Genomic DNA, 12,482 nt, shown 5'->3' with positions numbered 1-12,482 from the left:
GTGGCGGTGTTGGAAGGAAAGCGTGCGCTAATTGTCGGAGCGGGATCAGGAATCGGGCATGCCGTCCTGGAGTGCTTCCTCGAAGAGGGCGCCCAGGTTGTGGTGCTCGAACTGAGCCACGACAAATGCGACCAGCTCCGCGCGTCGCACCCCGAAATAGTGGTTGTGGAGGGAGATGCGACCTCGCTGGAGCAGGACAAGCAGGCGGTGAACCGAGCTGTCGAGTCGTTCGGAGGCCTTGACGTCCTGGTCAACTGCGTCGGACTGTTCGACTACTACACCGGAATCAGGGCGATCGAGGACGAGGTATTCGACGCCGCCTTCGACGAGGCCTTTCGCACGAACGTCCGCAGCCAACTCGCCTCGGTCAAAGCAGCCGTACCAGCGCTGATCGAATCACGGGGAACGATCATCCTGACATCGTCCACGTCGAGTTTTTACCCGGGACGGGGCGGAATCCTTTACTTGGCTTCAAAATTCGCAGTGCGCGGCACTGTGATAGCTCTCGCGCACGAACTCGCGCCGGAAATCACGGTGAACTCGGTCGCTCCGGGAGGCACGCTCGATACTGATCTACGGGGGTTACCCGCGCTCGGTCTGAACGAACGAAGCCTCGGCGCGACAGCGAACCGATCGATGGAACTCAAGTCAAACAACCCGCTCGAGGTTGCACTGACCTCTCGGGACCACGCCGGCAGCTATGTGTTTCTCGCCTCAGACTCGGCCCGCGGAATGACAGGCCGATTCCTGCATCCAGACGGCGGAATGGGCATCAAAGTTTGATAGCACGAACCTCGTGGAGTAATCATGATCAAACTGGCAGCTGACGTCGAAAAATGTGAAGGCTACGCGAACTGTGTCATCGCAGCGTCGGAGTTCTACGACATCGACGACGACGGCAAGGTACAACTAATGCAAACGGTCGCCGACGAGAATGACCGCGAGAAACTGGCGGAGGCAGTGCGCAGTTGTCCTACCGCTGCGATTTGGCTCGAAGATGAGTGATCGTTGATCGCAAGGCTCGGGTCTGTCCGAGGCGCGCGGTGCAACTGGTCCCGACACGCCGAGCTTGGCTCGGGAGAGGGACCGGTTATGGACGAGATGATCGAGCCGATGTCGGCTCAGATTGATCAGCAGCAGCTTGTGGAGTCCGCCCGGAGTGAGGGGCACCCACGAGTTCGTCGAGTTCTCGACCCAGCAGAGGCGGTTGCCCTCGCTGGGGTTCGGGCTCTCCGACGACATCGTCGCCCCGGCTCGGCGCTATCCTCGGTGGAGCGTGGTGTCAGCGCTCATGAAATTCCCCAGGTCTGAGGGGTTCTCGCTCACGTAATTCCCCAGCGTGTCGCCGCGATCTGGGTCCTCGCAAACGGAAGTCTGCCCCGGTCCATGACGTGTGGCCGGGGAGTGAGATGGCGAGGAGAACGTTCGACGTGACGGATGTGACCGAGATTCTCATCCACTGGTATGCGGGTCGCTCGCAGAGCGAGATCGCGACCAGCCTGGGTCTGGATCGCAAGACGATCAGGAAGTACCTGGCCCCGGCTATCGCCGCGGGCATCGAGCCGGGCGGTCCGACGAAGACGACCGCGCAGTGGCATGAGCTGGTATCGGGTTGGTTTCCGCAGTTGGCGGATACGCGGTTGCGGCAGACGACGTGGCCGGAGATTGAGCGGTATCGCGATTACATCGCCGATATGCTCAAGCTCGGCGTCTCGCAGGCCACGATCCACCAGCGGCTGCGCGACGAGCAGGGCCTGCAAGCGTCGGTGGCGTCGCTGAAGCGGTGGGTGGCGGCCAACCTGCCCGAAGAGGTCCGCCGTGACCGGGTGACCGTGCTCGGTGAGGACGCCGAGCCCGGCGCGGAGGCGCAGATCGACTACGGCCACCTGGGCTCGTGGTTTGACCCGCGTAGCGGCAAGAAACACCGGGTGTGGGCCTTCGTGCTGGTGCTGGTCTGCTCCCGGCTGATGTTCGTGCGCCCGGTGCTGCGGATGGATCAGCGAGCCTGGACCGAAGCTCATGTCGAGGCGTTCGCCTTCTTCAACGGTGTCCCTGCCCGGCTGGTGCCGGACAACCTCAAGACCGGGGTCGAGAAGCCCGACCTGTACGATCCGAAGCTCAACCGCTCCTATGCCGAGCTTGCCGAGCACTACAGGGTCCTGATCGACCCGGCCCGGGCAGCGAAACCGAAGGACAAACCCCGCGTCGAGCGCCCGATGCTGTATGTGCGCGACAGTTTCTGGCGCGGCCGCGAGTTCTCCTCGCTGGAGCACATGCAGGAACAAGCGCTGTTGTGGTGCCGTGAGGTGGCCGGGCAACGACACTGCCGCCCGCTTGGCGGCGCCGCCCCTATGTCGGTGTTTCGCGCGGTCGAGGCCGAAGCGCTGAAGCCGTTGCCGCGCAGGCCGTTCGTGCTCGCCACGTGGTCGACCGGCAAGATCGGTCCGGATATCCACGTCAAAGTCGGCAAGACGCTGTACTCAGTGCCCTGGCGGCACATCGGCCGCCGGGTCGACGCCCGCGAAACACCGACCGTGGTGCAGATCTTCGATGCCGGCGAGTTGATCGCCACCCAGGTGCCGCCGCGCACCTGCATGGTCCTTCGCGGCTGTTCGGCAAACCACCCTGGAAGAGTTCGACTTCCACGCCAGCCCCAAACTGCCCGCCGCCCAAATCCGGGACCTGGCCGCGCTGCGCTGGCTGCACGCCGGCGAGTCCGTGATCCTCTACGGCCCCGTCGGCGTCGGCAAAAGCCACGTCGCGCAAGCACTCGGGCACCTGGCCATCCGGCACGGCGCCGACGTGCGCTTCGCCAAGACCAGCCGGGTGCTCGCCGACCTCGCCGGCGGCCACGCCGACGGCACCTGGGGTCGGCGGCTGCGCGAACTCGCCAAACCCGCCGTGCTCATCCTCGACGACTTCGGCATGCGCGAGCTCACCGCCCGCCAAGCCGACGACCTCTACGAACTGATCAGCGAACGAGCAGGCCACTCGCTCGTGCTCACAAGCAACCGATCACCAGTCGACTGGTACCCGCTGTTCCCCAACCCCGTGGTCGCCGAATCACTGCTCGACCGGCTCATCAACACCAGTCACCAGGTCTTCATAAACGGACCCAGCTACCGACCCAACAAGCGACCCCGGAGTGTCGACAGTGACAGAAAGGAACCCACCGAGTAGAACATCACCAGGACCCACCACCTGCGGAATAACGTGAGCGCAGGGCCGAGGAAATACGTGAGCGTCCACACGTGGACACCGGCCTACGACGCCGACGGGTGCCTCACAGGACGGGCCGTGGGTCGCCGAGGCCACCGGTGAATCTGCCGGTGCGCGGCACGAGTCGCCGAAGGACATCCCGCCCGAACGGCTGATCCCGGCTCTGGAGGAGCAGCTGCCGATCCCGGCCCATACAGGGTGCGGGGTCGAATGATAAGAAATTCCGAGGCCCGTGATGGCACAGTCGGCACCAGGAGGCGTTGGGCCGCTCTCGTGGCGAGCTGACGACGAAGATCCACCTGCTGGCCGACCGGCGCTCTCGATCCGTGGTGCGGGTGACCACAGCGGGTCAGCGGCACGATTCGCTGGTTTTCGAGCGGTTGATGAACCGGCTGCACATCGCGCGGACCGGGCTCGGTCGGGCTCGCAATCGGGGCGGCCAGCTGTTGGCCGACAAGGCGTACTCGACCAAGAAGATCGGTGCTCACCTGTGGCTACGCGGCATCACCGCGACCATCCCCGAGAAGGCCGACCAGATTGCGCACCTTCCTCAAATGGGCAGCAACGGTGGCCGGCCACCGGCTTTCGGCCCGATCGCCTACAAGGATCGCAACACCACCGAACGCGCGTTCAACAAGCTCAAGGCCTTCCGAGCGGTCGCTCGCACCGACAAACGCGACTACATCTTCCCGGGGCCGTCAACGTGGCATCGATCAAGATCTGGCTCCGCAGCCCCGCCCGGAAGATCCGTAAGATACCCCCTAACGCGGGGAGTGTCGGGTGAACGGTGTAAGCGTTCGGGTTTCTAGTTGGTGGTGCTGGGGACGATGCGCCCTTCGAACGTGGTGGCGAACGCGTTGAGGGGTGCCTTCCAGCGCACGGCCCAGCGTGCCTTGCCCTTGCCGGTGGGGTCCAGCGAGCGAGTCACCAAGTACAGACATTTCATCGCTGCTTGCTCGTTGGGGAAATGCCCGCGTGCCCGGGTCGCTCGCCGGTAGCGGGCATTCAGAGATTCGATAGCATTTGTTGAACAAATCACCTTCCTTATTTCGGGATCATAGTCCAAAAATGGAATGAATTCTTCCCAGGATTTGCGCCAAAGGTTGATGATGGCGGGGTATCGTGTTCCCCATTTGTCGGCGAACTCTGCGAACCGTTCGGCCGCGGCGGATTCGCTGGGCGCGGTATACACGGGCCGGATGTCTTTGACCAGGGCATCACGGTGCTGCCTCGCCGCATAGCGGAAGGTGTTGCGCACCAAGTGAATGACGCAGGTCTGGACCGTACACAGTGGCCAGACGGTGGTGACCGCGTCGGTCATGCCCTTCACGCCGTCGCAGACCAGGATGCAGCAGTCCTCGATGCCGCGATTTTTCAGCTCGGAAAAGATGCTGAGCCAATATTTCGCTCCCTCGGAACCGTCACCGATCCACAGTCCGAGAATGTCGCGTTCGCCGTCGACGGTGACGCCGATGGCGACATAGACGGGCCGGTTCGTGACCTGCCCGTCGCGGATTTTCACCGTCAAGGCATCCACGAAGATCACTGGATACACGCGATCCAGCGGGCGGTGGCACCACTCGGTCATTTCCTCGAGCACGGTATCGGTGATAGTCGAGACGGTGTCTTTGCTGACCTTTGCGCCATACACCTCGGCGAAGTGGGCGGAGATTGAGCGGCCTCGATCTTTCCGGACAGCTGTTTAGTGGGTCAATTCATGCCGCTTGCTGCCGGTTCAGGTACTCGTTGTAGACCTCATTTGGGGCCTTATAGTCGAGTCCCGAATGGAGACGTCGACTATTATATCTAAGTTCGATATAGGCAGCAATATCTGTCCTGGCCCTCTTTCGGGTGGAGTAGATCACTCGGTGAACCCGCTCGTTCTTCAGGGCACCAAAAAACGATTCGGCCATCGAATTGTCATAGCATATTCCCGTGCGTCCGACCGATTGCCTGATGCCCAATGATCGGAGCGTGCTGGCAAACTGGGCGGAAGTGTAATTGCTGCCACGGTCGGAGTGGAATATCGCCCCGCGTGCGATAGGATAGTTGCGTACGGCCATGCGAATCGCCTTCTCGATGAGAGGCGTCTGGTAATTATCGTCCATCGCCCACCCGATAACGCCCTTCGTATGACAGTCGATGACCGTCGCGAGATAAACCCAGCCCTCCCACGTAGGGATATAGGTAATATCGCCAACCATCTTCTCGCCGGGCGCGGATGCGGCGAAGTCGCGGCCAACGAGGTCGGGCAGCAAGCTGGCAGACGGCTCAGTCAGGCCGAGTCGCCACGGACGGGGCTGGCAAGGCTCGAGCCCCAGCTCACGCATGATGCTGCGGATCAGCTCAGGGGTGCACCGCTCACCCTGGCGCTGCAGCTGGGCGTGGACGCGCCGGTGACCGTAGGTCTCATCCGAATCGTCGAAAACCTTCGTGATCAACGGAGCCAGGTAGGCGCGACGCTGCGCCGTCGCGCACTTGGGCCGACAACGCCATTCATAGAATCCCGACTTCGACACACCCAACCATTCGCACATTTTGGTCACTGTGTACTTTTTCTCGCCAGTATCGGTCACTGCGCCCTTCTCCACCTCGATGAACTCGTACCTCTCGTTCACCGATACTCGCTCGCGAAGAAGGCTGCGGCTTTTCCCAGGAACTCCTTCTCCATCCGTAGCTCACGGACTTCCTTCTCCAGCTCACGCAGCCGCGCGCGCTCCGACACGGTCAATGGTGGCTCGTCCGCAGCATGAGCCTTCCGGTAGTCGTTCACCCAGTTACGAAGCGTTTGCTCGTTCAGCCCGTTCTCCCGCGCGACCGACGCCACCGGGCGGCCCGTCTCGACCACCATTTTCGCCGCCTCCTCCTTGAACTCAGGAGTAAACGACCGACGATTCTTTGACACTGGCTTCCTCTCTTCCGAACAAAAACCCTAGTGGGTTCGCTGTCCGGAAGATCAACAGCCCCTCAGATCTCGCCGGTGGTCAGCCCGCGGGCGGTCAGCGACAGCACCATCTCGTTGATGCCCTGCAACCGGCGTTGCCGCTTGCGCACGGTCTGTGGGTCGAATGACCCGTTACGGTCGCGCGGGACTTCGATCTCGACCGGGCCGATATCGGTGGTCACCGTCTTCGTCCGGGTGCCGTTGCGGGAGTTGCCGCTGTTGTCGCCGGCCGGATCATGCTTGTCGTAACCCAAGTGGTCGGCCAGTTCGGCCTCCAGCGCTGATTCCAGCACCTGCTTGGTCAACCCGGTCAGCAGCCCGTTCGGGCCGGTCAGCTCCACACCTTCCTGGCGAGCCTTGGCCACCAACTCGGCAGCCAGCTCCTGCTGCTCGATCGTCAACGACTCCATAGTCTCGATCGTCTCGGCCACAAACGCTCCTTCCCGCCAAGCACAGCTCGGCGTGTCAGGACCGCTTACACCGATTCACCGACAGACCCTTCAGGTTCGCTGTGCTGTGCTCCTGCGTTGGCGGGCAAGGTGCTCGCGGTGGCAGGAGGCGTGTACGAGGCCGGTTTGGTCACCGCCCGGTGGGCCTGGCTTGCCCGCGTGGGTGAGGTAGTCGGAGACTATCGCCTTGCGGGTGAGCTGCAGCCACCAGTGTTCCCACTGCTCGGGGGTTTGGGGTGGCTGCTCGGCGGACAGAAGGTGGTCCCCGCATAACAGGCACTGTGCGTTCTGCTTGGTGAGCAGGCGCAGCATGTACTTGTTGAGCGGGGGCTTGATCTTCGTGCGCCGTTCGGCCCAGTAGTCTGCCAGGGCGGGGTCATCCGGGGATGCTGTGCCCTTGACCATGACGTGTCGGACGATGGTCGTCCAGGAGAATTTGACCAGGTAGGCGCCGCTTTTTCGGTCACCGAACACCCAGTGGTCGTTCCTGAACTTGTTGAACTTGCCGAAGTACCGGTCGATGATCCAGAGCTTCGGCTTGTTCCGGTGGCTTCGTGTGACCCACTTGTAGAGCAGTTGCCACAGGTAGTTGTCCAGGCTGGCGAACCGCTTGGACTGAACCGCCCCGGAGAGTCCGGAGACTCCGTTCCTTGGGAAGGATGGAGTCATGTCAGGGAGTACGTCGAAGAGGTACCCGGTCGAGCTGCGTGCGCGGGCGGTCCGGATGGTCGGTGAGATCCGGGCTGAGCACGAGTCGGATTGGGCGGCGATGACCAAGGTCGCCGAATTGCTCGGGGTCGGGACTCCGGAGACGGTCCGCAAGTGGTGTCGGCGGGCCGAGATCGATGTCGGCCAGCGGCCGGGTGTCACCACGGAGGAGTCGGCGGAGCTGAAGCGGTTGAGGCGGGAGAACGCCGAGCTCAAGCGTGCCAACGCGATCCTGCGAGAGCGCGTCGGTTTTCTTCGCGGCCGAGCTCGACCGGCCACGGCGCTGATCGTGCGCTACATCGACGAGCACGTCGGTGGCCAGCACGGCGAAGGTCTGCGTTGGGGTGTCGAGTCGATCTGTACCCAGCTCACCGAGTTGGGCTGCACGATCGCCCCCGCGACCTACTACGAGCACCGCGCCCGCACGCCGTTTAAGCGAGAAGTTCGGGACGAGCAGCTGAAGCCGGAGATCACGGCGGTCCACGCCGCGAACTACGGCGTCTACGGGGCGCGGAAGGTGTGGCTGACGCTGAACCGACAACGCCCGTCGGGTGCGCCGCCGGTCGCACGGTGCACGGTGGAGCGGCTCATGGGTGAGCTGGGGCTCGCTGGGGCGGTGCGTGGCAAGGTCAAGCGCACCACGATCAGCGATCCGCGGGCACCGAAGCCGCGCGACCTGGTCAACCGCGACTTCCGACCGCTGGCACCGGACCGCTTGTGGGTATCGGACTTCACCTATGTCTCGACCTGGTCGGGCTGGTGCTACACCGCGTTCGTCATCGACGCCTACGCCCGCCGCATCCTGGGCTGGTCGGTCGCGACCACGATGACCAGCCAGCTCGTCCTCGACGCGGTCGAGCAGGCCATCTGGACCCGGCATCGTGAGAGCAAGGACCTGACCGGCCTGATCGCCCATCATGATCACGGCACGCAGTATCTGTCCGTGGCCCACTCCGAGCGCCTCGACACCGCAGGGATCAAGCCCTCGACCGGGGCGGTGGGCTCGTCGTATGACAACGCCCTGGCCGAATCCGTCATCGGGCTCTACAAGACCGAGCTAGTCAAACCGAGAGGCCCCTGGCGCAGCGTCGACGACCTCGAAGTCGCCACCGCCGAATGGGTCGACTGGTTCAACCACCGCCGACCCTTCGAGTACTGCGACGACCTAACACCGGTCGAAGCCGAGCAGGCTCACTACGCTCACCACCAGGCCCCAGCAACCGCCGGAGCCTCAAACTAGAAAGTCTCCAGACTCTCCGGGGCGGTTCAGACGACACCACGTTCCGGTAGTAGGCCGCCCAGCCCCGGATGATCGGGGTGAGCGTGATGATGACCATCATCGCGTTGGATCCGCGTAGTCTGCGCATCTCCATCGCGAGCCGTGTCCGGATCCGCCTGATGGCTGCTTTACTCGGTTTGATCAGCAGCTTGCGGTGGTAGCGGCGGACGTTAAACCCCAGGAAGTCGAACCCCTGCGAGAGGGGCACGATCACGGTCTTGTCCTCGTTGAAGACCAAGCCCCGGGGCGCCAGCCATTCCGCCAGCCGCTCCTTGACGTGTTCGGCCTGCCGCTGGCTGTGGCAGAGCACGACCACATCGTCGGCGTATCTCACCACAACCGGGGAGTCCGGTTTTACCTTTCCGGCTTGATTACCGGTGGTGTGATACCGGGTCCCGGCTGCCTCCTCCAATCCGTGCAACGCGACGTTCGGCAACAAAGGACTGATCAGTCGGGTAGCCCCGGCGGGTTGCCCCGCCGAGGCCCCCTCAGAACCGTACGTGCCAGTCGTCCCGGCATACGGCTCAAGCAAGCTCGAAGGCGTTCAGGCCACCTGCGTTTCGGCTGGACCTTCGCCGCTGATGATGGTTCGTCGGCGGCAGAAGGCGTGAATGAGACGCGGATCGTCCGTGCCGTTGCGCCGCGTGTGTGGGCTGGTGATGTGCTGCTTGCGCAGTGCCACCAGCGTGACGCGCACCCACTGTTCCCATTCGTTCGGGCTTTGCGGGTGTTGGTCGGCATGCAGCAGAAGCCGCCGCAGGCGGCGCATCGTCCTTGTTGGGCCTTGAGCAGGCGCCGAACAGATGCGCTCAGCGGCGAGTCCATCTGCTTGCGGCGACGCTGTGCCCAGTAGTCGGCCAGCGCCGGGTCGTCAGGCGAGGCGGTTCCGACGACCATCGCGTGTCGGACAATCTTGGTCCAAGCGAACTTGGGCAGGAAAGCGCCGGTGTCCCGGTCGCCGAACACCCAGCGGTTGCGCTTGGTCGGGTTGAACTGACCGTAGTAGCGGTCCACGACCCACCATCGCGACTTCTTCGGGTGGCGGTGTCGTGCCCATCGGTAGGTCAGCTTCCACATGTAGTCATCGAGCGCGGAGAACACCTCGCTCGACACCTCGGTCCGGTAGTAGGCAGCCCATCCCCGAACGATCGGGGTGAGCTTCTTGAGCACCGAAGCAGCGTTCCCGCCTCGCAGGGCACGCATTTCGGTGCGCAGCCGTCTCCGGATGCGTCTCACGGCCTCCCGGCTGGGTTTGATCAAGACCACTCTGCCGTGGTAGCGGCGGACGTTAAACCCGAGGAAGTCACAACCTTCATCAAGGTGGACGATGCGCGTCTTGTCCTCGTTGAAGACCAGACCCCTCGGCGCCAGCCACTCGGCCAGCCGTGCCTTGACCTGCTCCGCCTGCTGGCGACTGTGACACAGGGCCACGGCGTCGTCGGCGTAGCGGACCAGCACGGGGCAGTCAGGTGCGGTTTCGATCCCACCCCGTTTGCGGTGGAAGTACCTGACTCCCGCGGCCTTCTCCATCCCGTGCAACGCGACATTCAGCAAGACGGGGCTGACGAGGCCACCCTGCGGTGTTCCCGCCTCCGTCGGGGCGAATCGGCCCCGATCCATCACACCGGCTTTCAACCAGTCCCGAATCAGTCCCCGCGCGGGGAAGGACCCGAGGCTGTTCAGCAGGTGGTCGTGATCGATGCGGTCGAATGCCGCCGCCAAGTCGGCATCGAGGATCCACTGGCGGTTGGCGTTGCGGCCCTTAACCACCTGGTAGATCGCTTCGATCGCGTCGTGGCAGCCACGGCCGGGCCGAAAGCCATACGACTTGGGCTCGAACCGTGCCTCCCATTCGGGCTCCAGTGCATTCTTCACCCGTGCCTGCAGCACGCGATCCACAACGACTGGAATTCCGAGCGGGCGCTGTTTGCCGTTCGACTTGGGGATGAACACCCGCTTGACGGGCTGGGCTTGCCACGGCTCGGTCTGCTGGCACATCCAGCCGACCAGCGCCGCCTTGCCGAACGAGGTCGTGATGACCTGTCCGTCGATGCCCGCCGTCTTGCGGCCAGCGTTGTCCTCGGTCACCCGCCGCACGCTCAGCAGCGTGTTCGCGCGCGACCGAAGCATCAACTTCTGCAGGTTGCGGACCTTCTTGAAGTCCCCTGCCTGACTCGCGGTGAAGATCCGCTGCCTCAGACGTCGTACGTCCTCCTCGGCGGCACGCCAATCCACAGCGTCCCAGTCCAGGGATTCGTCCGTAGGTCCGTTCACCTCAGCGACCGCCTCGGCGTCCAACTTGCCCTCCGGTTCCAACGTCGTCCTCAGGTTTCGTTCACCAGCTCACCTGGTCCACGTCGGCTCCCTTGCGGGCCGGGCACATGCGTCCCGTATCCGGCCAGTTATCCGGGGCATCGCTGGAGGTCAACGGTTCATCCGCCTCGGTTTCCTGCTGCCTTTCAGCCGCCGGCATTCGCTTCTTGGACCATCCTGTCCCACTGGGGATCTGTGCCTTCCTCACGGTCGGCCTACCACGACGAACCCTGTCGCCCTGGACCCCAGCCGGGGTTCCCGCGTTCCGCACGTGTGAGACCCGACCGGGGTGGGTGCCCTCTTTATCCCGGGGCGGTGGTGTCCACCCGACCGGACAGGAATGATCCGGTCGGCACCCGCCGCTTTCCAACGGCCAGCCCTGCAACCCCGCTGCCACTACCCATCACGGGGAATCCGCAGTCACGAGACATCAATCAAGGGTTCACAACGTTCACCCGTCCGGTCTTCCTCTCGCCCGTGGCTCCCGGATGGAACGGGAACCCTCCGGCTTTCCCCCGAGCTTCGCACCCTGCCGTTACCAGCAACGCACGTCGGGGCGAGGACCGATCCGCGGACACTGATCGGGGACTACACCTTCGTCACCATCGAACCTCCATCGGTGCATCCACTCACTACCGTGCGACCTCGCGTCGCACCACCGCCTTGGGGAGTTCCCTCTTCTGTTGGCGCGAATCCTTTGCTCGATTCGAACACGCCCGCCGTCAACCACCCTCGAATCATATCCCTGGCGGGGAAATCGCCGATGGCTTCGAGAAGGCGTTCGTGGTCAATTCGATCGAACGCTTTTGCCAGGTCCGCGTCAAGTGCCCACACGCGTTTGGCGTGGGGGCCATTGCAGGTTTTATAAATCGCGTGAATAGCGTCCTGGCAGCTACGGCCCGGCCTGAACCCATATGATTTGGGTTCAAACCGGGCTTCCCACTCGGGTTCCAACGCATTTCGAACCCTTGCCTGATGACAGCGGTCCATCATGACGGGAATTCCGAGTGGCCGCAACTTGTTCTTGTTGCCGTTCTTTGGAATGTACACACGCTTGACCGCGCGGGGCTGCCAGGACGAGATGGTGTGATGCACGCGTTCCGCCACATCTGTCCGGTCCGGGGAAGTCAGTGCGACCTCCCCGTCAATCCCCGCGGTCTTGCGCCCAGCATTGCGCTGCGTCACCTGTCGCACGCTGATCAGCGTGTTCGACCAGGACCGCAACATCAGCTTCTGTAGGTTCCTGACCCTTGGCCAGTCCTGCGCCTGCGCCGCCTTGAAGATCCGCTGCCGTAGCCGCCGTACGTTGTCCTCGTGGGTCCGCCATTCCACGCGATCCCAGTTGAAGCCATCGTCCTCCGGTCCGTTCGCTATCCAGGGCGATTCTGCCACCGCAGGGGTGGAGAAACTGTAGCCTGTCATCGCGTCTAACTTATCCTTCGGTTCCAGCGGTTCGGTAGTTTCGTCGTCAAAGGCTCACCTGCCTCACGTCAGCCCCCTTTCGGGTCCGGGCAACACGACCCGGTATCCGGCCAGTTATGCGCGGTCACCGGCGAAGGATCCGGTCATC

10 protein-coding genes and 3 pseudogenes are annotated in these 12,482 nt (G+C 63.4%); 6 read left to right on the top strand and 7 right to left on the bottom strand.

The window, feature by feature from the left end; translation table 11 throughout:
• From hcaB to ACFQGD_RS19905, 5 genes and pseudogenes are all read left to right on the top strand, one after another.
• Complete coding sequence (hcaB, locus tag ACFQGD_RS19925) at positions 1–783, top strand: 3-(cis-5,6-dihydroxycyclohexa-1,3-dien-1-yl)propanoate dehydrogenase (RefSeq protein WP_345400750.1); 783 nt, start codon at positions 1–3, stop codon at positions 781–783.
• Between the two features lie 24 nt (positions 784–807).
• On the top strand, positions 808–1,005 hold the full coding sequence (locus ACFQGD_RS19920) for a ferredoxin (protein WP_345400753.1): 198 nt from the start codon (positions 808–810) through the stop codon (positions 1,003–1,005).
• Positions 1,006–1,430: 425 nt separating this feature from the next.
• Positions 1,431–2,579, top strand: a pseudogene (gene istA, locus ACFQGD_RS19915) (IS21 family transposase); the annotation flags it as partial.
• Between the two features lie 46 nt (positions 2,580–2,625).
• A complete protein-coding gene (locus ACFQGD_RS19910; RefSeq protein ID WP_345400758.1) occupies positions 2,626–3,180 on the top strand; it encodes an ATP-binding protein in 555 nt (184 codons plus the stop codon).
• A 299-nt stretch (positions 3,181–3,479) separates the two neighbouring features.
• The gene (locus tag ACFQGD_RS19905) at positions 3,480–4,028 is read left to right on the top strand and encodes a transposase (RefSeq protein ID WP_345400756.1); all 549 of its coding nucleotides are present in this window, start codon (positions 3,480–3,482) and stop codon (positions 4,026–4,028) included.
• On the opposite strand, the pseudogene ACFQGD_RS19900 reads toward ACFQGD_RS19905, so the two are convergent.
• The 4 genes and pseudogenes from ACFQGD_RS19900 to ACFQGD_RS19885 form a co-directional block, all read right to left on the bottom strand.
• Positions 4,025–4,891, bottom strand: a pseudogene (locus tag ACFQGD_RS19900) (IS256 family transposase); the annotation flags it as partial. The gene ACFQGD_RS19905 and the pseudogene ACFQGD_RS19900 overlap by 4 nt on opposite strands.
• A gap of 43 nt (positions 4,892–4,934) precedes the next feature.
• A protein-coding gene (locus tag ACFQGD_RS19895) for an IS3 family transposase (RefSeq protein WP_390221019.1) occupies positions 4,935–6,124 on the bottom strand; the annotation gives its coding sequence in 2 pieces (ribosomal slippage) (positions 4,935–5,872 and positions 5,872–6,124; 1,191 coding nt in all).
• A gap of 65 nt (positions 6,125–6,189) precedes the next feature.
• Positions 6,190–6,573 (bottom strand): annotated as a pseudogene (locus ACFQGD_RS19890) (transposase); the annotation flags it as partial.
• Positions 6,574–6,663: 90 nt separating this feature from the next.
• A complete protein-coding gene (locus tag ACFQGD_RS19885; protein WP_345398938.1) occupies positions 6,664–7,281 on the bottom strand; it encodes a group II intron maturase-specific domain-containing protein in 618 nt (205 codons plus the stop codon).
• On the opposite strand from ACFQGD_RS19885, the gene ACFQGD_RS19880 reads away from it, so the two are divergent.
• Entirely contained in the window at positions 7,280–8,560 is a 1,281-nt protein-coding gene (locus ACFQGD_RS19880; protein WP_345398941.1) for an IS3 family transposase, read from the top strand. The two genes, ACFQGD_RS19885 and ACFQGD_RS19880, sit on opposite strands and share 2 nt — an antisense overlap.
• Here ACFQGD_RS19880 and ACFQGD_RS19875 read toward each other — a convergent pair.
• From ACFQGD_RS19875 to ACFQGD_RS19865, 3 genes are all read right to left on the bottom strand, one after another.
• Positions 8,451–9,035 (bottom strand): reverse transcriptase domain-containing protein, encoded by a 585-nt coding sequence (locus ACFQGD_RS19875; protein WP_390183373.1) that lies wholly within the window; start codon positions 9,033–9,035, stop codon positions 8,451–8,453. The genes ACFQGD_RS19880 and ACFQGD_RS19875 overlap by 110 nt on opposite strands.
• Before the next feature lie 11 nt (positions 9,036–9,046).
• Positions 9,047–10,915, bottom strand: a complete 1,869-nt coding sequence (gene ltrA, locus ACFQGD_RS19870) for a group II intron reverse transcriptase/maturase (protein ID WP_390221082.1) — start codon at positions 10,913–10,915, stop codon at positions 9,047–9,049.
• 585 nt (positions 10,916–11,500) lie between these two features.
• Entirely contained in the window at positions 11,501–12,334 is an 834-nt protein-coding gene (locus ACFQGD_RS19865) for a reverse transcriptase N-terminal domain-containing protein (protein ID WP_345398890.1), read from the bottom strand.
• Positions 12,335–12,482: the final 148 nt, after the last annotated feature.

The organism is Haloechinothrix salitolerans, assembly GCF_042662605.1.
GTDB lineage: Bacteria > Actinomycetota > Actinomycetes > Mycobacteriales > Pseudonocardiaceae > Haloechinothrix_A > Haloechinothrix_A salitolerans.
Note: the sequence above shows the minus strand (reverse complement) of the source record. Positions and strands in the feature narration are given on the sequence as shown.